At 60.1% G+C, this 21,504-nt stretch carries 26 protein-coding genes; 10 read left to right on the top strand and 16 right to left on the bottom strand.

What is annotated here, in order from left to right:
- The first annotated feature begins 108 nt into the window (after positions 1-108).
- Complete coding sequence (locus AWX27_RS14600) at positions 109-570, top strand: GNAT family N-acetyltransferase (protein WP_060423260.1); 462 nt, start codon at positions 109-111, stop codon at positions 568-570.
- On the opposite strand, the gene AWX27_RS14595 is transcribed toward AWX27_RS14600, so the two are convergent.
- Both AWX27_RS14595 and AWX27_RS14590 read right to left on the bottom strand, forming a co-directional pair.
- Complete coding sequence (locus tag AWX27_RS14595) at positions 571-1,128, bottom strand: class I SAM-dependent methyltransferase (RefSeq protein ID WP_060423257.1); 558 nt, start codon at positions 1,126-1,128, stop codon at positions 571-573.
- Positions 1,129-1,368: 240 nt separating this feature from the next.
- Positions 1,369-1,653 carry a YdgH/BhsA/McbA-like domain containing protein gene (locus AWX27_RS14590; protein WP_038873191.1) on the bottom strand — a complete coding sequence of 95 codons (285 nt, stop codon included), beginning with the start codon at positions 1,651-1,653 and terminating at the stop codon, positions 1,369-1,371.
- A gap of 309 nt (positions 1,654-1,962) precedes the next feature.
- Here AWX27_RS14590 and AWX27_RS14585 point away from each other — a divergent pair, with 309 nt between their 5' ends.
- Positions 1,963-3,138, top strand: coding sequence for a low temperature requirement protein A (locus AWX27_RS14585; RefSeq protein ID WP_060423253.1), 1,176 nt, complete (start codon positions 1,963-1,965; stop codon positions 3,136-3,138).
- A gap of 198 nt (positions 3,139-3,336) precedes the next feature.
- Here AWX27_RS14585 and AWX27_RS14580 read toward each other — a convergent pair whose 3' ends face one another.
- Positions 3,337-4,698 (bottom strand): esterase-like activity of phytase family protein, encoded by a 1,362-nt coding sequence (locus AWX27_RS14580; protein WP_060423250.1) that lies wholly within the window; start codon positions 4,696-4,698, stop codon positions 3,337-3,339.
- Positions 4,699-5,124: 426 nt separating this feature from the next.
- On the opposite strand from AWX27_RS14580, the gene aqpZ reads away from it, so the two are divergent.
- Positions 5,125-5,820, top strand: a complete 696-nt coding sequence (aqpZ, locus tag AWX27_RS14575) for an aquaporin Z (protein WP_060423246.1) — start codon at positions 5,125-5,127, stop codon at positions 5,818-5,820.
- Positions 5,821-5,877: 57 nt separating this feature from the next.
- On the opposite strand, the gene AWX27_RS14570 is transcribed toward aqpZ, so the two are convergent.
- Positions 5,878-6,648 carry a class I SAM-dependent methyltransferase gene (locus AWX27_RS14570; protein WP_060423243.1) on the bottom strand — a complete coding sequence of 257 codons (771 nt, stop codon included), beginning with the start codon at positions 6,646-6,648 and terminating at the stop codon, positions 5,878-5,880.
- Positions 6,649-6,765: 117 nt separating this feature from the next.
- Here AWX27_RS14570 and AWX27_RS14565 point away from each other — a divergent pair, with 117 nt between their 5' ends.
- The 3 genes from AWX27_RS14565 to AWX27_RS14555 all read left to right on the top strand — a co-directional run bounded on the left by AWX27_RS14565 (position 6,766) and on the right by AWX27_RS14555 (position 9,067).
- Positions 6,766-7,551, top strand: a complete 786-nt coding sequence (locus AWX27_RS14565) for a helix-turn-helix transcriptional regulator (protein WP_060423241.1) — start codon at positions 6,766-6,768, stop codon at positions 7,549-7,551.
- A gap of 125 nt (positions 7,552-7,676) precedes the next feature.
- Positions 7,677-8,423, top strand: a complete 747-nt coding sequence (locus AWX27_RS14560) for a DUF2076 domain-containing protein (protein WP_060423237.1) — start codon at positions 7,677-7,679, stop codon at positions 8,421-8,423.
- A 95-nt stretch (positions 8,424-8,518) separates the two neighbouring features.
- Positions 8,519-9,067, top strand: a complete 549-nt coding sequence (locus AWX27_RS14555; protein WP_060423234.1) for a GNAT family N-acetyltransferase — start codon at positions 8,519-8,521, stop codon at positions 9,065-9,067.
- Here AWX27_RS14555 and AWX27_RS14550 read toward each other — a convergent pair.
- The 5 genes from AWX27_RS14550 to AWX27_RS14530 all read right to left on the bottom strand — a co-directional run bounded on the left by AWX27_RS14550 (position 9,058) and on the right by AWX27_RS14530 (position 12,033).
- Positions 9,058-9,309 (bottom strand): hypothetical protein, encoded by a 252-nt coding sequence (locus AWX27_RS14550; RefSeq protein WP_033642017.1) that lies wholly within the window; start codon positions 9,307-9,309, stop codon positions 9,058-9,060. The two genes, AWX27_RS14555 and AWX27_RS14550, sit on opposite strands and share 10 nt — an antisense overlap.
- Positions 9,310-9,395: 86 nt before the next feature.
- On the bottom strand, positions 9,396-9,848 hold the full coding sequence (locus tag AWX27_RS14545; RefSeq protein WP_060423232.1) for a thiol-disulfide oxidoreductase DCC family protein: 453 nt from the start codon (positions 9,846-9,848) through the stop codon (positions 9,396-9,398).
- Between the two features lie 75 nt (positions 9,849-9,923).
- Positions 9,924-10,253, bottom strand: a complete 330-nt coding sequence (locus AWX27_RS14540; RefSeq protein WP_060423227.1) for a hypothetical protein — start codon at positions 10,251-10,253, stop codon at positions 9,924-9,926.
- A 154-nt stretch (positions 10,254-10,407) separates the two neighbouring features.
- Positions 10,408-11,034, bottom strand: coding sequence for an isochorismate family cysteine hydrolase YcaC (ycaC, locus tag AWX27_RS14535; protein ID WP_060423224.1), 627 nt, complete (start codon positions 11,032-11,034; stop codon positions 10,408-10,410).
- A gap of 117 nt (positions 11,035-11,151) precedes the next feature.
- Complete coding sequence (locus tag AWX27_RS14530; protein ID WP_038873171.1) at positions 11,152-12,033, bottom strand: pirin family protein; 882 nt, start codon at positions 12,031-12,033, stop codon at positions 11,152-11,154.
- Between the two features lie 125 nt (positions 12,034-12,158).
- Here AWX27_RS14530 and AWX27_RS14525 point away from each other — a divergent pair, with 125 nt between their 5' ends.
- Complete coding sequence (locus tag AWX27_RS14525) at positions 12,159-13,067, top strand: LysR family transcriptional regulator (protein WP_049273915.1); 909 nt, start codon at positions 12,159-12,161, stop codon at positions 13,065-13,067.
- Here the strand turns inward: AWX27_RS14525 and AWX27_RS14520 are convergent, their stop codons facing one another.
- Together AWX27_RS14520 and AWX27_RS14515 are read right to left on the bottom strand one after the other, a co-directional pair.
- Positions 13,068-13,451 (bottom strand): VOC family protein, encoded by a 384-nt coding sequence (locus AWX27_RS14520; protein WP_060423221.1) that lies wholly within the window; start codon positions 13,449-13,451, stop codon positions 13,068-13,070. It lies immediately after the preceding gene.
- 2 nt (positions 13,452-13,453) lie between these two features.
- Positions 13,454-14,236, bottom strand: coding sequence for a DeoR/GlpR family DNA-binding transcription regulator (locus AWX27_RS14515; protein WP_060423217.1), 783 nt, complete (start codon positions 14,234-14,236; stop codon positions 13,454-13,456).
- 138 nt (positions 14,237-14,374) lie between these two features.
- Between AWX27_RS14515 and AWX27_RS14510 the strand changes: the two genes are divergently transcribed.
- Positions 14,375-15,064: a ZIP family metal transporter gene (locus AWX27_RS14510; RefSeq protein WP_047728778.1), complete on the top strand. Its 690-nt coding sequence runs from the start codon at positions 14,375-14,377 to the stop codon at positions 15,062-15,064.
- A 106-nt stretch (positions 15,065-15,170) separates the two neighbouring features.
- A complete protein-coding gene (locus AWX27_RS14505; RefSeq protein ID WP_047728779.1) occupies positions 15,171-15,788 on the top strand; it encodes a hypothetical protein in 618 nt (205 codons plus the stop codon).
- 35 nt (positions 15,789-15,823) lie between these two features.
- Here the strand turns inward: AWX27_RS14505 and AWX27_RS14500 are convergent, their stop codons facing one another.
- From AWX27_RS14500 to AWX27_RS14485, 4 genes are all read right to left on the bottom strand, one after another.
- Positions 15,824-16,087, bottom strand: coding sequence for a putative hemolysin (locus AWX27_RS14500; RefSeq protein ID WP_004940597.1), 264 nt, complete (start codon positions 16,085-16,087; stop codon positions 15,824-15,826).
- A gap of 50 nt (positions 16,088-16,137) precedes the next feature.
- The gene (locus AWX27_RS14495; protein ID WP_060423213.1) at positions 16,138-16,626 is read right to left on the bottom strand and encodes a YjjA family protein; all 489 of its coding nucleotides are present in this window, start codon (positions 16,624-16,626) and stop codon (positions 16,138-16,140) included.
- A gap of 126 nt (positions 16,627-16,752) precedes the next feature.
- A complete protein-coding gene (gene pagP / locus AWX27_RS14490; RefSeq protein WP_025301698.1) occupies positions 16,753-17,343 on the bottom strand; it encodes a lipid IV(A) palmitoyltransferase PagP in 591 nt (196 codons plus the stop codon).
- A 156-nt stretch (positions 17,344-17,499) separates the two neighbouring features.
- A complete protein-coding gene (locus tag AWX27_RS14485; RefSeq protein WP_060423210.1) occupies positions 17,500-17,979 on the bottom strand; it encodes an adenine nucleotide alpha hydrolase family protein in 480 nt (159 codons plus the stop codon).
- A 673-nt stretch (positions 17,980-18,652) separates the two neighbouring features.
- Between AWX27_RS14485 and AWX27_RS14480 the strand changes: the two genes are divergently transcribed.
- Entirely contained in the window at positions 18,653-20,332 is a 1,680-nt protein-coding gene (locus AWX27_RS14480; RefSeq protein ID WP_060423204.1) for an alpha-keto acid decarboxylase family protein, read from the top strand.
- Positions 20,333-20,385: 53 nt separating this feature from the next.
- On the opposite strand, the gene AWX27_RS14475 is transcribed toward AWX27_RS14480, so the two are convergent.
- Positions 20,386-21,489 carry a DUF1615 domain-containing protein gene (locus tag AWX27_RS14475; protein WP_060423200.1) on the bottom strand — a complete coding sequence of 368 codons (1,104 nt, stop codon included), beginning with the start codon at positions 21,487-21,489 and terminating at the stop codon, positions 20,386-20,388.
- Between the last annotated feature and the right edge of the window lie 15 nt (positions 21,490-21,504).

The following is a 21,504-nucleotide window of genomic DNA, read 5'->3' as shown; positions in this document are numbered from 1 at the left end:
GCGCGGCGAAACACCGTGAAACCGCTAAAAGAGCGGCTTTAAAAAGTTAAAAAAATGGCGGGGAAATCGGTTAAATAGAGCGGAAACCACCAAAATAGGGAGACATCCATGGATCAACGCATTATTCCGCTGTCGGAGTGCCCGCAGTTTGCCGATGTGTGCGCCGCCTGGGCCTTCGGCCAGTGGGGTTCACAACGCGGCGGCACGCTGGAGCGCACCCAGCTGCGCTTCGCCCAATGCAGCCGGCCAAGCGACGATCACCTGACGCTGATGATGATCGACGGCGATCGCCCGGTGGGCATGGCCAGCCTGTGGCCCAGCGACGATCATCAGCGCCAGGATCTCACCCCGTGGCTGGCCGGCGTCTTCGTGCATCCCGATCACCGCCGCAAGGGCATTGCCCACCGCCTGGAGATGGCGATCGTCGAAGCGGCGCGGCAGCGCCATCATTCGATTTTGCATCTCATCACCGACAAATCGGAAGCGCTGTACGCCGGCTGGGGTTGGCAGCCTCTGGAACGCCGGCGGCAGTATGACGAAGACGTGGTGGTGATGGTGAAAACGCTGTAGTTAACGCGGCGTACAGACATACACCAGCGCCGGCGGGAAATTGCGCACCACCCGCAGGCGCTTCCAGTGAAAATAGCGGGACAGCAATTTTTCCGACAGGTGGCTGTATTGGAACAGCACCAGCGTGCCGTTGCGCGCCAGCAGCCGCTGCCGGGCCTGCTGAAGGATGCGCACGCTGATCCTGACCGGGATCGACAGCAGCGGCAGGCAGGAAAACACCACGTCATAATCCGTGGCCATTTGGGTCGCCGAATGGGCCATCACCTGCAGCCGCCGATCGTCTATCCCCCGCAGCCGATGCACGAAATGCGGTTGGATCTCGAAAGCCTCCAGCGCCGCATCGGCGCGCATCCGCCCCAGAATGCGTTTGGTCAATACGCCGTCCGCCGCCCCCAGCTCCGCGATCGACAGCGCCCGGGTCCATTCAACCTGGTTCAGCATCGCCTGGCACAGCCACGGGGAAGAAGGCGCCAGCGTACCGACGGTGCGCGGTGAAGCCATAAATTGCTGCAGGTAAGCGAAGTGATTCATCAGTTGCAGCCGGGTCGCATTTAACATTGAGGCCTCCTTGGGTTAAGTCCTCAATGTGAGCCGAATTTCTTAAGTATTCATTAACATGATTCCGAAAGCGGCGGACACAGTTGTAATAAAATGCAACCTCAGCCGCAGCGGAAAAATGAAAAACGGTCGTAATAATGACCTGAAAATAAGCCGCCCACGCGCGCCCTATCAGATAATTATTACGACCGTTTATTTTATTGGCCACGTTGCCGTGGCCAGAGGGTAAAAAACCAACGCTTAGCGATAAATTTCCGCATTGCCGCGCCAGTTGCTGGAATCCCCGGGGGTGTCCAGACCGATAATGCGGTAATGGCCGGCGCCGTCCGCCGCGGCTTTTTCTTTCAGGGCGTGAATGGCGTCATGCGGTGAGCCGCTAATGCCGGAAACCGACACCACGCCGAGGCTTTGCAGATTGGCGGCCTGTTCGCTGTTGACCTGTTTCACCGACGACAGCGGCGCGGCGAAAGTGGAGAAGGAAGCGGCGGCGATCAATACTGCTGCGATGCTTGGGATAAGTTTCATGATTGACTCCAGGTGTTCTTGTTTATTAGCTCGTTGTCAGTGATGTTAATTATCCGCTAGCCAATGAAAACGGACGTCATGCAACGTAAAGAACATCAATCATTGTGAGGAGAATAAGGAGGAAGTGAGAGCGAGTGTGTATTTTAAGGCGGAAATGACTTTATAGGGTTCACCTTACCCCTATTTGATGAACAATTAAAGACAGGGCGAAAGAAAGAACGCGCGCCGCCGCTATTTAAGATTTTTTACCCGCCGGGGCGCGCTGAGCTACGCTGATTTTGTGGCTTACCCTTTTAAGGAAGAACGCTTATGTCGCAAAACCTGCTGCGCGTGCGTGACGGTCAGGGCGCTTCAGTCTCGTTTTCCGAGCTGCTGTTCGATCTGATCTACGTTTTCGCCGTGACCCAACTTTCCCACTATCTGTTGCATCACCTGACGCTGACTGGCGCGCTGGAAACCCTGTTGCTGTGGTTCGCCGTCTGGCTGGCCTGGCAATACACCGCCTGGGTCACCAACTGGTTCAATCCGGATACCCGTCAGATCCGCCTGCTGCTGTTCGCTATCATGCTGCTGGGGCTGTTCGCCGCTGCCGCGCTGCCGCAGGCGTTTGGCGAGCGCGGCCTGATCTTCGCGCTGTTCTATGTCGCCATTCAGGTCGGGCGCTCCGTCACGGTGCTGCGCCTGCTGGCGCCCGGTCATCCGTTAAAACGAAACTTTCACCGCATTCTCGGCTGGCTGTGCATCTCTGCCGTCTTCTGGATCGCCGGTGGGCTGGCGGAAGGCAACGCCCGCCTGGCGCTGTGGGCGGTCGCGGTCTTGTGCGAATACGTCTCGCCGATGTTCGGCTTCCGGCTGCCGGTGCTGGGGCGCTCGGACAGCAGCAGCGAATGGACCATCGAGGGTCACCACCTGGCGGAGCGCTGCCAGCTGTTCGTTATCGTGGCGCTGGGGGAAACCATTCTGATCACCGGCGCCACCCTGAGCGAGATGGAAAGCTGGAACCTGCCGGTGCTCATCGCCTCGCTGGTGGCCTTTCTCGGCAGCCTGGCGATGTGGTGGGTCTACTTCGACACCAGCAGCAAAGCCGGCAGCCACGCCATCAGCCAGGCGGAAAACCCCGGCCAGCTGGGCGCTTACTTCCATTACGTGCACGTCGCGCTGGTGGGGGCGATCATCGTCTGCGCCGTGGCCAACGAGCTGGTGATCGCCCATCCCGACGGCCGCATCCAAAACGCCACGGCGGCGGTGTTGCTGCTCGGCCCGGCGCTCTACCTGTTCGCCAACGCGCTGTATAAACGGCTGGTGTATCATCGCTTCCCGCTGTCGCACCTGGTGGGGCTGCTGGCGCTGGCGGTATTGGCCCCCGTCGCCTATTTAACCGATCTGCTGATGGTCAATGGCCTGACGACGCTGATCATGGTGGTGGTGGCGGTGTGGGAGAGCATCTCGCGCGGCAGAGCGCCGCAGCGGCACGCGGAAGCCTGAAGCAAACGGGGGCGTCACCGCCCCCGCTGTGAGATTGATGACAAACCTCATGCCATTGCCGGGTTTGCAGAGAGCAACGGATAAAAAAACAAGGAAAATCAATTTATTGATTTTCGGCCGATGGCCACAAAGGAGGAAAAACCACGTTTTTTCCTCCTTTGTCAACGGTCTGACGGGGGCGCTATCGCCCCCGCTGTCTCACTTCAAGGGATGCGGCAAGGTGAGCACCCAGAGCTCGCTCAGCGACTCCGGCTGCTCCAGCGGGCGCAATTCGATACGGGCGTCGGTCTTATCGCCGTCGAGGCTCAGCCGCCCTTCTTTCTCCAGCTGATAATCGCCGATTTTCTTGCTCTTTGGCGATGCGTCCACCAGCTTGGCCTGCAGGCCGAAATCGTTGTCATTAATCACCGCCAGCGTGCGATCGTCGATCAGCGCCAACCCTTCCGCTTTCTCCTGGCGCCAGCCCAACTGGCGCAGGTCCGCCACTTCCCGTTTCTGCGCCAGCTTCACGCCGCGTTTGGCGAGATCTTTCGCATCGTCGAACTCCAGCGCTTTCCCCTGGCCGTCAAACGCGCTCAGATCGCTGGCCTGCGCGAGATCCACCAGATAGATCTTGTTGATCATCGTCTTATCTTTACCGGTTCCTTGTTCAATCAACAGGATGCGCTGGTTGTCCAACGCCACCACATCGCCAATCTTGGCGTCTTTGGCTTTTTTATAGCTGTCGATATCGATGGGATAGCCGTACATGGCGGTTTTGCCACTGCGCGGATCGAAGCTCACCAGCCGGGTAAACTGCGCCTTGTTCTTGCTTTTGCCATCGACATCCAGCGTGCTCTGCACCGCCGCCAGAATGCGCCCATCCGGCATCCGGGTCAGCCCCTCAAAACCGCGGTTGGGCTGGCGCCACTTCAGGATGTTCGGCAAACCACTCGCCACCGCCTGCTCGCCGGCCTCCGGCGTTGGGCCGTATTTGGCGAGAATTTTACCGTTGCCGTCGACATGGATCAGAAACGGACCGTACTCATCGCACAGCCAATAGCCGCCGTTGCCGTCACCGATGATGCCTTCGGTATCCAACCCGCGGCGATCGCCGGGCAGCGGCTGCAACGCGTCGTTCAACGCCACTTCGTTCGTGGAACCAATCAGCTCGCTCGGCAGCGGCAGCCCGCTAATCGGCCCTTTTTCGTCATGCAAGGGCCGTGCATTCTCGGCCACGGCCTTGCCGCCACCGATGCGAATGTCCATCAACAGAGGCACGAATTGCGGGTTGGCGAAAATTTTGGCTTCTTGCTTGCCCACCGCCGGGGCATCGGCATTCGGGCCGCGATCGGTCAGCGTCGTCAGCACCAGATCGTCGCCCTGCTTGCGATTGAACGTCAGCCCGGAGCCGATCCCCACCGGCAGCCCCTGCGGGAAATTCTTGGCGAACGCCCCCTGATAGGCGACGCGTTCCCCGCCGGGGAAGCCGACCACATAACGCGCTACCTCAATATCTGCAGCGTAGGTGAATACAGGAAACAGTGAAGCCAACAGCAGGGAGAGCGATTTTATTTTCATGGTTTTTACCCGAGGTTGAACGAAGCGTTATCAGGCAGAAGAAGATATTAATTTAGCATGACACTGAGATGACAACAGGCGTTTCGTCAAATGTGCAATAGGCAACAAGGTTGACTGGCAAATAGAAATTAGCAATTAACCTGGGGATATTGAATGGAGAAAACCGCTGGAAAAAAGCGCCTGAAAATAACCCGTCATTTCGCTTAGGGTAAATTCTTATATCAAAGATAAAAAAATCGGCAAACGCGCGCCGGCACGGCGAAAAACGGCGTTTTTCTCATAGACAAAATAAAATACCGGGGATTTAATACCGCCGTTATTCAAGGTGCATTAAGAAAATTCTATAGAATATCTGCATGAACTGAAAAAGCTGTTCTATAGTTTTTAGTGCTAACACCCGTTAGTCTATTCCGCAGGATGGAATCTATGTCAAAGCGACTTTTTGCCGAATTTTTTGGCACATTTTGGTTGGTGTTTGGTGGTTGTGGTAGCGCAGTATTAGCCGCGGCATTCCCACAGCTGGGTATTGGTTTCCTCGGCGTCGCGCTCGCTTTCGGCCTGACCGTGGTGACGATGGCCTATGCCGTCGGCCATATTTCCGGCGGGCACTTTAACCCGGCAATCACCGTTGGCTTATTCGCCGGCGGCCGTTTCGCGGCGAAAGACGTGATTCCTTACGTTATCGCACAGGTGATCGGCGGTATCGCCGCAGCGGCGGTGCTGTATTTGATCGCCAGCGGCAAAGCCGGTTTCGACGCCACCGCAGGCGGTTTCGCCTCCAACGGTTACGGCGAACACTCACCGGGCGGTTATTCTCTGCAATCAGCCATCGTGATTGAGCTGGTGCTGACGGCCTTCTTCCTGCTCGTTATTCATGGCGTAACCGACAAACGCGCGCCGGCAGGCTTTGCCCCGCTGGCGATCGGCCTGACGCTGACCCTGATCCACCTGATCAGCATCCCGGTGACCAACACCTCCGTCAACCCGGCGCGCAGCACCGGCGTAGCGATCTTCCAGGGCACCTGGGCGCTGCAGCAGCTGTGGGTCTTCTGGCTGGTGCCGCTGGTCGGCGGCATTATCGGCGGCCTGATCTACCGCTGCCTGCTGGAAGACAAAAAATAAGCGCATCGCAGCCGATAGCGTTTCACGGGGCAGCCTTCATCGGCTGCCCCGTTGTTTTCAGCCCTTCGTCACGTCAAACATCATGATATCGCTGGTAAAGGAGCCGTCCGGCTGAATGGCGAAATGCGCCGCCACCTCCTGCGATACGCTTTGCTGCAGCGCGCGGATCGCGGTAACGAAATGCGCCGGCGTGCGCATGCGCGCCACCCAACTGCCGAACTCCAGCATCAATCGATCCGACGTCACCTCACGCACCACCAGCCCGGCCTCGGTCAATAACGCCAGCCACTCGCCCGGCGCATAGTTGCGCACGTGTGAGGTGTCGCGCAGCACTTCCACGGTTTGCAGGTAGATATCCAGCAGCGGATGCCCCGGCGAGACCACGTCCATAAAAATCGCTCTGCCGCCCGGCTTCAATACCCGCCTGACTTCGCGCAGCGCCTGGCCGACGTCGTGCCAATGGTGCGCCGAATAGCGGCTGATGACCAGATCGAAGCTGGCGTCCTCAAACGGTAAAGACTCCGCCACGCCCTGCTGCAGCTGAATGTTACTCAAGCCTTTTTCCGCTGCCGCCTGCTCCACCACCGCCAACATTTGCGCCGACAGATCGTAGGCCACCACCTGCGCCACCCTGGCCGCCGCCGTGAAGCTGGCGTGCCCGGCGCCGCAGCCCAGATCGAGCAGGCGCGCGTCGGCATGCGGTTCCAGTAACTGTGCGAGGCGTTGCAAATCCTTGCCCTGCGCGTGCACCGCGCTGGTTAAGTAAGCGTTGGCCTGCTCGCCGAACTGCCGGTCTACCGCGTTTTTATGGCTGTTGCTGATGCTCATGTTTGCTCCCGTTATTATCCGGCTTGCACCTGTGCCTGAAGGCTTTCGGCTACTATAATCAGGCTACTATACGGGTACAATATGAGCAGTTATCCTGGTATAAATAGGTACCACGCTATGTCATCAGAAGCCTTATCCGGGCCAAAGGCCCTCGGCGCATTCCTGCGCGCACACCGCGAGCGTATCACGCCGGAAATGCTCGGCCTGCCCAGCTCCTCGCGCCGCCGCACCAGCGGCCTGCGGCGCGAAGAGCTGGCGCAAATCAGCGGCATCAGCGCCACCTGGTATACCTGGATCGAACAGGGGCGCGAGGTGTCCATTTCCCCCTATACGCTGGCACGCATCGCCAAGGCGCTGCGGCTCGGCCCCGCCGAACGCCACTACCTGTTTACCCTGGCCCGCGTCGCCGATCCCGAGCAGGAAACGCACCGCGAAACCGCCAACGACGCGGTGCTGCAAAGCGTGCACCAAATGACGGTGCCCTGCTACCTGCTGGACGTGACCTGGAACGTCGTCGCCTGGAACCCGCAGGCGGCGGCGCTGTTCAGCGGCTGGCTGGATGTGGCCAACAGCCCCAACCTGCTGCACTTCATGTTCTTCCACCCATTGGCGAAAACGCTGGTCAGCGATTGGAAAGAACGTGCCCGCCGCGTGGTGGCCGAGTTTCGCGCCGAGACCAGCCATCACCAAAACACCGAAGAGATGCGCGCCTTCGTGCGCAACATGACGCACAACAGCGCGGACTTTAATCACTGGTGGAAACAGCATGACGTGATGGCGCGCGAAGGCGGCGAAAGAGCGTTCGAACATCCTCAGCAAGGTGCGCTGCGCTATCGCCAGCTCACCTTCCACCCGGCGGAGCACGGCGGTCTGAAGCTGGTGATGCTGATCCCGCTGCCGTAATTGGTAACAAATTCATAGACAGGTTTACCCGCCATTTATTTATTGGTTCATGCAAACGCGCTAGGGTGATTGTTACCGATGACAACGATCATCCAGCACCGTTATTTATCTCCCGAGGTACGCCTATGCAATCCGAAGAACAACGCCTTATCGATGGTCTGTTTGGCCGCCTGAAAGAAGCCGAGACCAAGACGGGCCCACGGGATCTCCAGGCAGAACAGCAAATTAATCAGCATATTCGCGAGCAGCCTTCCGCCCCTTATTACATGGCGCAGGCAATGATCATTCAGGAAGCGGCGCTCAAACAGATGGACCAGCGGGTCAAAGAGCTGGAAGCCCAGGTCGCGCAGCTGCAGCAAACCGCCAGCGGCCAACAGAGCAGCGGCGGCTTCCTGGCCGGCCTGTTCGGCGGCGGCAGCCGCAGTACGCCAAGCCCGCGTGAACAGTATCAGGCGCAGCAGCAAAATACGGCGGCCTGGAACAACGCGCAGCAAGGGGGCTACTCACAGCCGCAGCAGCCAGCCTATGCCCAACCGCAGCAGGCGGCGCCTTCGCGCGCCGGCGGCTTCCTGGGTGGGGCTTTGCAAACCGCGGCGGGCGTCGCCGGCGGCGTGGTATTGGCCGACATGCTGACCGGCATGTTCCGCCATTCGCAGCCGCAGGAAATCGTGAATATTATCGAAGAAAACCCGGCACCGCTGGACGACAGCGCGATGCGCAATTTCGACGCCTCCAACAACCTTGATACCTTCAACAACGGCGACGGCGGCAGCTTCCTGAATCAGGACAACGGCTTCCAGAACGCCAACTATCAGGATGACACGGACTACGCCGACGACGATTACAACGACGACGACGATTCCTTCCTGTAATGCCCCTCTCCCCCTCTCACCCGCAGAGGGGGATTTCCCGTTTCGCCGATCTGGACTACAGTGAACGCTGTTCATTGATCCGGCCGGGAGAAACGATGCCGAGCTTTAATCCTTCAGCCCCGTACTTCAGCGAGCGCCTGCAGATGCGGCCGCCGGTGATGGCGGACCTCGAACGTTTCTACGCCATCTTTGGCGATCCGCAAACCCAACTCTTCAACCCCGCCGGCCCGCTCACCAGCGAAGCGCAGGCCGCTTCGGCGCTGCAGGAGCGGCTCGCCGTCTGGCGGCAACACGGCTACGGCTCCTGGGCGCTCGCCCTGCGCGAACGGTCGGATTGGGTTATCGGCTTTGGCGGCTTGTCCTGGAAACCGCTCGGCGCGCAGCGCACCGTTAACCTCGGCTATCGCTTCGACACCCGGGTGTGGGGCATGGGGCTGGCCACCGAGATGGCGCGGGCTTCACTGCAATACGGGTTTGTCGGTCTGGAGGTGGGTGAGATTTCTGCCATTGTGCGCGCGGAGAATCAGGCTTCGTGGCGGGTGCTGGAAAAGATTGGCATGCAGCGGGTGGATACGCTGGATGACGTGCCCGGCGCAGCGCCGAGCCTGGTGTATACGCTAAAGCGCGGCGACTATCAGGGCTGATCGTCGCTGATTTTGGCCAACGCCATGCGGTAAGATTTGACCTTCTGACGCTTTTTCAGCCAGGTGGCGGTAGAAACGATGAACACCGCGCCCGACATCGCCAATACGCCGGTCGGGTGGCCGTAAAACACCATCAAGGCAAAGTACACGGCGGAAACGATCGCCACCCATTTCGCCGTATTGCCCATGTCGTTCTTCTCCTGGGTCAAACGGCGGATGTGCTCTTCTTCACTGATTCCCATACGCGCTCCTTGTTGGCTGAACGTTCCATTATATGGAGCTGGAGTGCTGATATTTCAAGCGGTTGGATGGTAAAGAAGCGTAAAGCTCAGGCGGGAGGTTCCCGCCGCCGGGGCAGATAGCGCCCGGGCTGGTCGGCGCCCGGCAAACCGGTGCCGTCGTTGCGGCCAAACAGCCGGTAGCGATTGCCGGCAACCGCATCGTAGACCTTGTCCGCCAGCCGCGGCGGCAGGTAACGCGCCAGCGCCAGCGCGCGATGCGGCCACCCCAATTGGCGCAACGCCTGGAACAGCGCCGCCGAACGCAGCCAACAGCGCCCCTGCTCAACATAGACCACGGAATCGAAACGATCGGTCGGCAATCCCAGCGCCTGCAGGATCGCCTGCCCTTCGACGGATTGCACCGTCGCCAACAGAATGCGCCGCTGCCGATCGGCGCGAATAAGATACCTCACCAGCCCGTGACACAGATTGCATTCGCCGTCGAACAACAGCGCGCACTCGCCGGGCTGGAGACAGGGCAGTTGTGCTAAAAGGGTCATCCCGCCTCCCGATAAATGCTCGCCTTAGCCTAACGCGCCTTGAGCGTGCGAACCAGAGCGGGATGACAGGGCCCGTTAAGGCGCAGGCGGGGCGTCAGGCACGGCCACCACCGCGACGCGCACCTCGTAATGCTTGGCGCTGCCCGCCGGGATCACCGCCGTCAGTTTGTTGATGGTTTCCACCGGATTGTCGCTGGCCGAGGTGGCGCAGAACAGTTCGCCGCCGTGGCAGAACCCCGGTTTGGGCGGGTGCCCGCCCGGGAAAGGCGGCATGCGCATCGGTTCATCCGCCACAGGCGGCAACGCTTTGGCCGCAGGCGCCTCGGGGGCCGACATCGCGCTCGCGCTGAACAACAGCGCTATGCCCATGCAGGGCAGCGCCAGGATCTTGATTGCTTGTTTCATTGAATTAGCCTCATTTGCCGGGTTCGGGATTACGCTACCCCGCCCCCGGCCAATGAGAAAGCCGCTTTTCGCTACCTTTTCGCCCCGCTACGTTTTGCTTACATCCCGCATCTAACGTGATGAAAGGCGAAAGGTGGGGTAAAGGGCCGCCGTGTTACTTACCGCCGGCCAGCGTGTTATAGCTGGTCATCAGATTGCGGTAGTCCGGGATATGGTTGGAGAACAGCGTGCCCAGGCCTTCGATGTCGTTGCGCCAGTCGCGGTGCAGCTCGCAGGCGACGCCGAACCAGGTCATCAGCTGCGCGCCGGCGGCTTCCATGCGGCTCCAGGCCGACTGACGCGTCAGCTCATTGAAGGTGCCGGAGGCGTCGGTCACCACAAAGACCTCAAAGCCTTCATTGAGCGCCGACAGCGCCGGGAATGCCACGCACACTTCGGTCACTACACCGGCGATGATCAGCTGTTTACGGCCGGTGGCTTTTACCGCCTTGACGAAGTCGTCGTTGTCCCAGGCGTTGATTTGGCCGGGGCGAGGAATAAAAGGGGCATCGGGGAATTGGGCCTTCAGCTCCGGCACCAGCGGGCCGTTGGGGCCGTTTTCGAAACTGGTGGTCAGAATGGTCGGCAGATTGAAGTACTTCGCTAAATCACCCAGCGCCAGCACGTTGTTTTTAAACCGATCGGGATCGATATCGCGCACCAGCGAAAGCAGCCCTGCCTGATGATCCACCAGCAATACGGCGGCCTGGTCCTTGTCGAGGCGCTTGTAATTTGCAGTCATGGTTTTACTCCTGTGGGGGTTGATGTTGCGGATGAAACGCCCCGCCGCTGGGACGGGGCGTTGAGGTTTAAGTGTAGCGCCTGGGCCGGGGAACACGTCCCACCCCAGGCACCAAGGTCAGCCGGCGCTCGCTTCGGCGTTCATGCTACCGAACTTGCCGCTGTTGAAGTCGCGGAACGCCTGCTGGATTTCCGCGTCGCTGTTCATGACGAACGGGCCGTAGCCGACGATAGGCTCATCGATCGGTTCGCCGCTCAGCACCAGCAGCGCGACGTCGTTGTTGGCTTCAATCGTGATCGAATCCCCCGCCCGGTCGAAACGCACCATTTGGGTTTCGCGCACCACCTCTTCGCCGTTGACCAGGATCGCGCCATGCAGCATCACCAGCGCCAGCGTATGGCCTTCTTTCACCGTCAGCGTGGTGGTGTGGCCGGCATTCAGCTTCATATCCCACACGTTGAGCGGGCTGAAAGTGCGTGCCGGGCCGGCGTGGCCGCCAAAGTCACCGGCGATCACCCGCACCTGCCCTGCGCCGTCTGCCAGCGGAACCACCGGAATATCGGCGTTCAGCAGCGTCTGGTAACCGGGCTCGGCCATTTTGTCCTTGGCCGGCAGGTTGACCCACAGCTGCACCATTTCCATGGTGCCGCCCTTGCGCGAGAAGTCCCGCGAATGGAACTCTTCGTGCAGAATGCCGGAGGCGGCGGTCATCCACTGGACGTCGCCGGGGCCAATCACCCCGCCGCTGCCGGTCGAGTCGCGGTGTTCCACTTCGCCCTGATAGACGATGGTCACCGTTTCAAACCCGCGATGCGGATGCTGACCCACGCCGCGGGTGCCGGAGGCAGAGCGGAATTTGGTGGGCGCCGCGTGATCCAGCAGCAGGAACGGGCTCATTTCCGCCCCCAAATCGTTATAAGAGAACAGCGAATTCACCAGGAAACCGTTACCGACCCAATGCGCTTCCGGGCTGTTGTGAATACCGAGGATTTTTTTCATCTTGAACTCCCGTTTCAGACCTCACGGCCTTAAGTTGATGGCAGAAGTTTAATCTGTCGGGGTTTGCTGCAGTAGTAGGCAAGATGTACACTCAGCGTTCTACTGGTAGAACGATAAGGGATACGATGCTGACCGATCTGAACGATCTGTTTTTCTTCGCCAGCGTGGTCGATCACCAGGGATTTGCTCCCGCCGGCCGGGCGCTGGGCATTCCCAAATCCAAGCTCAGCCGCCGCGTGGCGCTGCTGGAAGAGAGGCTGGGCGTGCGCCTGATCCAGCGCTCGACGCGGCGTTTCTCGGTGACCGAGGTCGGCCAAAACTATTACGCACACTGCAAGGCGATGCTGGTGGAAGCGGAAGCGGCGCAGCAGGCGATCGAACAGACGCGCGCCGAGCCCTGCGGCACGGTGCGTATGTCGTGCCCGGTGGCGATCCTGCACACCCGCGTCGGCAGCATGGTGGCGGCCTTTATGGCCGACTATCCGAAGGTGACGGTGCATCTGGAGGCCACCAACCGCCGGGTGGACGTGGTGGGGGAAGGGTTGGATCTGGCGATCCGCGTGCGGCCGCCGCCGCTGGAAGACAGCGATCTGGTGCTGAAGATCCTGGCGCAGCGCACCTGGTGCGTCGCCGCCAGCCCGGCGCTGGTGCGCACCCTCGGGCCGGCGCACACGCCGGAAGACCTGCGTAAATACCCGACGCTCGATCTCGGCCCGGCGCGCGCTCAGCACCAATGGCGGCTGACCGGCCCGCAGGGTGAACGGGTCGAGTGGGAACACACGCCGCGGCTGGTCACCGACGACATGCTGATGCTGCGCACCGCCGCCATCGCCGGCGCCGGCATCGTTCAGCTGCCGGCGATGATGATGCGTGACGACATGCTGCGCGGCGAACTGGTCCAGCTGCTGCCCGGCTGGCAGCCGCAGGGCGGCGTGGTGCATGCGGTCTACCCGTCGCGCCGCGGTTTATTGCCGGCGGTGCGGCTGCTGCTCGATTATCTGGGCGAGCAGTTCGCCAGCATCGAAGAGGAGTGATTAGGCGGTAATTTCGATCGCGTTGCCGTCCGGATCGCGGATGACGGCCTCATAGAAGCCGTCGCCGGTCCAGCGCGGAGCGGACTGCAAGATACCCTCCTGCTGCGCGCGCTGCGCCAATCGATCGACCTGCCGTTCATCCCCCAGCGACAGCGCGATGTGCGCCCAGCCCACCCGTTCTTCCAGGGCCTGCGCCGGCAACAGCGTCGGCACGCGCATGATCTCCAGCGTCGGCCCGGCCGCCAGGCTGACGAAACGGGAAACAAACCCCGGCCGGTTGCGGCTGACGTACTCCTCACCCGCCTCACCGTTGAAATAGCGCTGCCAAAACGCCAGCTGCGCGTCGATATCACGGGTCCACAGGGCAACATGGGCTATTTTCATCATCATTCTCCGGTCGGTAAATCGCTGTGCCAAACCTGGCCGCCGCCCTGCGCCACCTGCAGCTCGAGCTGCGGGTGCGCGCCGCGCGCCGTCACCAGATGATCCACCCGCCCGGCGGGCAGGAAGGGGTAAGGGGCGTAGGTATTGAGCTTGTCGCGGGTACACAGCACCGCCACGCTGCCGGCGCGCGTCAGCAGCCGCTTTTTGAAGGTGGCGTCCTGGTAGCTCAGCGCGGAGAAGCCGCCGTCCGGGTCGTAGGCGCAGATGCCGGTGAACACCAGATCGAAATGGAAACCATCTATCTCTTCCGCCGCCTTGGCGTCCACGCAGCCGCCAACCTGCGCATCCAGCTCACCGCCGATCAGGATGGTGCGGATCCCCGGCCGTTCCAGCATTTTGCCGGCGATGCTCAATGCATTGGTCACCACCGTCAAACGCCGATCGCGCGGCAACATATCCGCCAGATACAGGTGGGTGCTGCCGGCATCGAGGAAGATCAGCTGCTCTTCACCGATCAACCCCAGCGCGGTCTGCGCCAGCGTCAGCTTCTCATCGCCGCTGAGCGCCATGCGTGCCGCAACGGGGCCTTCGGCCGGCGTCGGCGCCAGCGCGCCGCCATAGATACGTTTACACAGGTTCTGCGCCGCCAGCTGGCGCAGATCGCGGCGGATGGTGGCTTCGGTGGTATTCAACCGCTGCGCCATCTCCAGGGCTAACACCCGCCCCTGTTGGCGAAGCGCGTCGAGAATGGCCTGGTGGCGTTCATTCGGTAACAGTTTGGACATCGCGTAAATCCGGTGACGCTAAAGTGATCACGAATGTACATAAACGTACACAATCGAACAATCATTTTTTTCGCCACGCTGAAGCGGCGGCGCTCGTCTAGACTGAGAGTGACATCACCGATAAGGGATTATGACGCGATGACCTCCGCCGTGCTTTATACGCTGTTTCCCGCCGCAGCCACCGTCATCGGCGCTGCGGTGGCACTCTATCGCCGCCCCGGTGCCGCCACAATGCGCGTCATCCATCACTTTACCGCCGGCATCGTTTTTGCCGCCGCCGCCACCGAAATCCTGCCCGATCTCAAGCAGCAGTCGCCTGTGGCCGTGTTGCTGGGCGGCGCTGCGGGGGTGCTGTTAATGCTATTGGTTAGGCAACTGGGTGAAAAAGCGCAGGGGCCGGTCGGTTTTATCGCCGCGGTCGGCGTCGATATCTTTATCGATGGGCTGGTGCTGGGTATTGCCTTCGCGGCCGGTGCCAAGGCCGGTCTGCTGTTGACGCTGGCGTTGACGCTGGAAGTGCTGTTCCTGGGGTTGTCGATCGTCGGCGATTTGAAAGACTTTCTCGGCAGGCGGCTGCGGGCCATGGCGGCGATAGTCGGCCTGGCGCTGCTGCTGCCCATCGGTGGCCTGCTGGGGGCGCCGGTGGCCATGCTGGGCGCATTTTGGCTGACCGCCTTTTTGGCCTTTGGCCTGATCGCCCTGCTCTACCTGGTCACCGAGGAGCTGCTGGTCGAAGCGCATGAAGGCGGAAAAGAGACACCGTTCGCCACCGCGATGTTCTTTGCCGGCTTCCTGCTGCTGTTGCTGTTAGAGGAAGGTTTGGGGTAAAAAAACAGGAATTTCATGGCGCATGCCGCCCGGAGGCAACGCTTTGGCTATACTGAGGCAGGCGAAGTTACCGTAGACGTAACGGCTTGGGCGTAAAGGGAAAACGATGTTATTGACGATCGCAAGGTGGCTGTTTCAACTCCCCGGGAAGCTGTTCGGGCTGATTTTTAAAAATCGCCTGAGGATATTTTTGTTCTTTATGCTGGTCGCCATCGCGGTGCTCGGCGCCAAGCGCTATCTGCGCGCTCATCAATATGACGACGAGTTCAGCCTCGCCGCCCCCACCGATTACAACCGCGCGATAAAGCGCGAAATGCCGCTGCGCGAGGCGCGTGAACAGTGCGGGGGGCCGCTGCACGACAATGCCGGGCAGCCGTGGCCCGCCTCAGCCGGTTATCTGCACCAGCCGACGCGGCTGCCCGCGACCGGTCTGCATCGGCTGACGCTGGATAATCAGGGCAACGATTTCGCGGTGCTGGTCAAGCTGGAAACGCCGACGGCACCGCAGCAGCTGGCGGAAGTCTTTATTCCGCCCGCCGGCAGCTTCGAGGTGAAAATCAATGCGGACGCGGAACACGTCATGAAAATCAAGAACATCAAGACCGGCTGCATGTTCCGCTCCCGGCCGTTCAACCTGGATAAACAGAGCGATTGGCGCATGCCGCTGACGCTACAAAAAGACGGCAGCCTGCAGCTGCAGTCGATAGGGGATCGCCAATTCTGATCGGGCGCCGGGCGGAAGCGCCGGCGCCGCGAGGGTTACTTTTTCACCGGGTGATCGCGGCGGAACAGTTCCCAGCTTTCAATTTCCTGCCCACTCGGCAAGGTGCAGGTGGAATACTGGCCTGCCGCGTTCTCTTTGGCATTCAGCTTGCCGCCGATTTGGGTGCAATACACGTCGGCCGGGTTCGCCATGCCGATCGGTTTCACCTGCGGCGGTGGCGGCGCATCGTTGGATTTCACGGAACACCCCTGCAACATCGTCATCCCCGCCAACAGGGAAAGCATCAACGTTTTTTTCATTTTTCCAGCTTATGCAAAAAAGAACGGCGGAGCGCTCCGCCGTTCGTTCATCATGAAATAAAGGATTTGCCCTGTTTCAGCACCAGATCGCAGGCTTTTTGCTTCACCTTCTCGGTGATCTGCGAGGTGCCCAGGCTGTTCAGATCCAGGCTCTTGCCTTCGCCGGTCTGCAGCAAGCCGCCCAGGCCCTGCTGATAATCCTGGCTCTTGGCGTTTTCGGTGCTGGTGATGCCCAGCTTGCTGAGCAGCTGATTTTTCACCCCTTCGGCACCGTTAGCCGACAGCACGTTGTTTTTCACACAGTACTGCAGGATACCGGCGGCATTGGTCATGCTGCTGGAGCTCAACGCCTTGTCGCCACCGTTCAACAGGCCGGTCAGCGAGGAGAGCGACATGCCGCCGCTGCTGTCGCCGCCCGACTTGCTCAGTTCGCCCGCCGCGCTGCTGAGGGAATCCATCAGCCCGGCAGCCTGAGTGGCGCCGCTAGCCAGGGTAGCGGACAGCGCCAAGGCCAGCAGTAAACGATGTTTGGTGATCATAGTGGTAAAACTCCTGTAATAACGGCATGCGATCGGCGCAGCGCGCCGGGATACCCTTCCGACGCCGCCGGCGGCGACAAGTTCCTTTTATCTCGCCGCCGCGCCGTTTTTCGGAATTCAGGAAATTTAGAACTGCCAGCGCAGCCAGGCGAAGAACACGTTGCCGTTGTTATAGGTGCCGGGAATGTAGGTCGCCTGGAACGTCAGCCGCTGATAGCCGATAGAGGCCAGCGGCAGCGGTGCCGGGATAGGAATGTATTTCCAGTTGTCACGCGCGGTGACGCTGGCGGTGAAGCCCAGCCCCAGGCGGAAATCCTTGTCATCCAGCGGGCGCCAGATCTTCTCGTAGGCGTAGCCGCCGATCGGCTCCCACTTGTTGAAGGAATCCTTGAACGCCATGATGTAGATGCCGTGCCAGTCACCGTCGCTGTCGTAGCGGGAGATACCGTAACCGGCCCCCCACGGGCGCTCGTTGTACTTATCGATATGTTCATCATCGTAAGTCCAACGGTTGTGCCAGGTGATGGCCGGAATATAGAGATCGTGGTTAGGCGAGTTGTTCCAGGTCTCCGCCACGTTATCGGTAAAACGCTGCCATAGACCCGGTTTTTCAGCCTGCGCGGTATTGCCACTTTCTGTACCAACCTCAGCGTAAGAAGGCAGTGCAGGAAATATCAACGCCAGAGAACATGCCAAAAGAGTCCGTTTGAGAAACATCGTAAAGCTCCTGTAAAAATACGGCCGAAGATTCTTACCGATAGCCCAGGCAAGATCAAGCTGTATCTAATTTATCCAACGCCCGTTGTGCTTTGGTTAAGTTTAGCACCGGAAAATTCCCGGTAACTTTTAACAGGTTGTGCCGGCCTGCGTATGCTATCGCCTTTCGGGCGGCAAAGCCGTGGGAAAAGTCCGCTTTGTCGCACACGACTCGCGGGCAAGGTGCTTGACCAACACATCGACATCGAGACGGTTCACAAACTCCAGGGAATAAGAAGAATAGAGACCGAACAGGCGATTCTGGTGCCCGACCACCACCAGATCGATACCGGCCTGATGAATGAAATCGTTGACGTCCTTAAAGCGCCGGATAGTGACGATTTCCTTGACCGCAACCGGCGCCTCGACGGCGCTCACCAGCCGGCTCAGCATCGCCTTGGCGGCGATCACCTCCTGCGCCTGGCGATCTTTGACCAGCGCATCGCTGCCGTACTCCAGCTCCGCATAGTCGGCGTTGAGGTGGCCGACGGTGATGGCGATCGGCAGCCCGCCCACCATCGCTAGCGTTTGACGCAGTAACGGCAGCCCATCGCGCTCATCGTGAATCAGTACCAGAATGTGTCGATAGCTTTTCATCGCTCTTTCCCCCGTCAGTCAGTGCCACTGGGGCACCGCCCTCTTTGGTAGGTATACGCCATCTGCGCGCACGTAGAGAAAAGTTTACGTATCACTTCCCACGGAATGTGATGGCCACCACGTTATCTTAGCGCCCGTGGCGGCGTATTTTAACGCCGGCCCGACGTGGCGCGCACCGCCGCCCCCGTAAAGCAAAGCTGACGGAAACCGACGAATAAAAAACGATCGCTGTTAATTTTTTGTTTTTAATTGGTTACAGAATGGTTTCTTGAAATAAGCGTGCGGCGGATCACCAAAATCCCCCTTTACGTCAGCGTCGGCTTTTCTTTTCCAGGCTAACTGCCGGGTACCGCCAGACAGGATTTAACGCGGCATCAAAAGTACCGGTAAACTCCCCCTGCGTCATGATAAATGCCAACGCGGGCCGTTTCTCTGCTGATATTCCATCAAGGAAAAATACCGCCGCACGCCAATACGCAATACCCCTACTTTTTATGTATTACTCAATCGCGTAAAGCGCCGAATACAAACCGCCCATTTTTCGGCTGCCAACCCTATCTTGAACAAGTCGACGTTTTAAATAACTGTTAAAGCTAACGACACAACATCGCCAGCAATTTATTTTTGCTGATTTTCGCCTGACAAAATAAAGATAAATAATCCGGAGCAATCAATGAAAATAACTATCGGGTCATTCATTCTGCAACAGCTTCACGCCCTGAACGTCGATCGTATTTACGGCGTGCCCGGCGACTATAACCTCAGCCTGCTGGAGCTGCTGGAAAGCGACGACCGATTGGCGTTTATCGGCAACTGCAATGAATTGAACGCCTCCTACGCCGCCGACGGCTACGCCCGAATGAAAGGCGCCGGCGCGCTGATCGTCACCTACGGCGTTGGCGATCTGGCCGCGCTGTCCGGCATCGCCGGTGCCTATGCCGAATCTTCGCCGGTGATCTGCATTGCCGGCACGCCGCCGCTGCACGCGATGAAGAATCATCAGCTATTGCACCATACCCTGGGCGACGGCAATTTCGACAACGTCATGAACTGTTTTAAACAATTCACCGTTGCTCAAGCCTTGATTACGCCGGAAAATGCCGCGCAGGAAATTCCGCGCGTTATTTCCCGCGCCTGGATAGAGAAGAAACCGGTCTATTTACAGCTGCCTTCCGATATTTGCGACGTCGAAATTGAAATCACCGCAGCCGCAGCGGCGCCGCAGTTGCCGGCCAGCGATAAATACAATGTGCAATTAGCGGCGATGGCGCTGTTAACCAAAATAAAACGCGCACAGCGCCCGATCATGTTGATCGACCAAATGGTGGATCGCTATCAGCTGCAGCAGCGGGTTATCGAGGTCGCTCATCGCTTTGCCATTCCGCTGACCAATATGCCGACCGCCAAATGCATTATTCCGGAAGATACCGCCGGTTGGATGGGCGGCTACAGCGGCAACCTGTCGCGCCCCGAACTGTATGAACGCATGGCCCACTCGGACTGCGTGCTGAGCTTCGGCGTGCGTCTGGTGGACTCCACCACCGGCTATTTCTCGCAGCAAATTCCCGCCGCCGCTCAGGTGGATATCCAGCCGTTCTCGCTGAAGCTGGACAACACCTCCTACCCGGCGGTGGCGGCGGCGGATCTGCTGCAGGCGCTGCTGGATCTGAGTGAAGACGCGCCGGTACAGCCCCTGGCACCGCTGCCCGATCCGCGTGAGAAGCTGGCGACACCGAGCGATACCCCCATCGATCAGGCCTATCTGTGGCAACGGATCCAGCGATTTATCCGGGCGGATGACGTGGTGGTGGTGGAAAACGGCACCTCGGGCGCCGCCATCGGCGGCATGCGCATGCCCGGCGGCGTCAAGGTGGTCAACCAACCGATCTGGGGTTCGATCGGCTATACCCTGCCGGCGCTGCTCGGCACCCTGATGGCGGCGCCGGAGCGCCGGCATCTGCTGTTCATCGGTGACGGCTCCTTCCAGCTCACCGCGCAGGAAGTGTCTACCCTGCTGCGCTGCGAGCAAAAGCCGATCATCTTCCTGATCAACAACGACGGCTACACCATCGAGCGTTATATCCTCGGCGAAAACTCGTCCTACAACGACATCGGCCCGTGGGACTACGCCAAACTGCCGGCGGTGCTGAATACTCAGGCGCAGCCGTTCAGCGTGGCGGTGGAGACCACGCAGCAGCTGGAAATGGCCCTGGAACGGGCCTCGCGGCAGGATCGGCTGGCGTTTATCGAGGTGAAAGTGCCGATGATGGACACGCCGCCGGTGATGAAAGAGTTCTGCAACCGTTGCAACAGCTTTAACTTCGGCCTGACCAACCCACGCCGCAGCGCCTGAGGCGCTACCGCGCCGCCGGTGGTTCAGGCCACCGGCGGCATTTTTTTATGTCGTTACCCGCCGGCGCGCGCCATGCAACGCTGGCGGCGTTCGTCCACCCGCTTGGCGAACCAGGCGGTGGTCAGCTTGCGGGTGATTTTCGGGCTCTCCAGCTGGATACCCGGCAGCATCTCACGCGGCAGCTTGCCGCCCGCCAGCGCGTAGACCTTCTTATACAGGTCGGTGTCGGCAAAGCCGGCCGTGTCGCCTTTCTCGAGCGCCCGGCGAATGGCGCTGTCGCTCATGTTCAGGCGCTTGCCGAGCGTGCGCACCGCCAGCTCGGTCGAGCCGGGCTTGTCGCTGCCGAAATCGATCAGGTCGCCGTCCAGCGCCAGCGGAATCGCGCTCGCCCGGCTGACCGCGTTTTGGAACGCCGCGTTGCGGCTGGCGTACCAGCCGGCGTTGAAGTCGGCAAAGCGATAAATCGGCCGGCTGTAATCGACCGGATACCCCAGCAAATGCATAATGCCGAAGTACATGCCACCGCGCCGGCTGAAGACTTCGCGGCGAATCGAGCCGTCAATCGGATAAGGGTACCCTTTGGCGTGCGCCTCGGCGAAGGCGACGCTCACCTGCATCGGGCCGCCGGTATGTACCGGGTTTAAATGCCCGAACAGCTTCTGCCCCATCGGCACGCGGTCGATCATGTCATCGAAGATATCGCTCAGATCCTTCTCGGTACGCACCTTATCCAACCGCTCGCTGTAGCTCTTCCCGTTCGACGACGAGATCTTCAACGCGGTGTGCACCAAAAAGTTCGGGATGTGCATCTGATCGGCACGGCGATCGATCTCCTTCCAGGCGATCTTCGGCAGCCCCGGCACCTGCGGGTTGGCCTGGAACGTCGACTCCTGTTCGGTCACCGCCAGCACCGAACACAGGTTCTCATCGCTCGGCTCGATGCCCTGCGCGGCGAAGGCGGCGGTAATATCGGTAGCCCAGCCCTGACGATCGCCGGCGTTGGCTGGGATCAGCGTCATCAGTCGGGCTTTGACGTCGGCGGGGCGCGCCGCCGGCGCCGTGGTGGGGGTTTTACTGGTACAGCCCGCCAGCGCCAGCAGCGCGGCCAGGCTCAGCCAACGGAAGGGCGTCGGGTGAAATAAACGAGGTATCGGCATCTTTTCCCTGAACGT

Source organism: Serratia sp. 2880STDY5682894 (assembly GCF_001537385.1).
In the GTDB taxonomy this organism is placed as follows: Bacteria; Pseudomonadota; Gammaproteobacteria; order Enterobacterales; family Enterobacteriaceae; genus Serratia; species Serratia nevei.
Note: the sequence above shows the minus strand (reverse complement) of the source record. Positions and strands in the feature narration are given on the sequence as shown.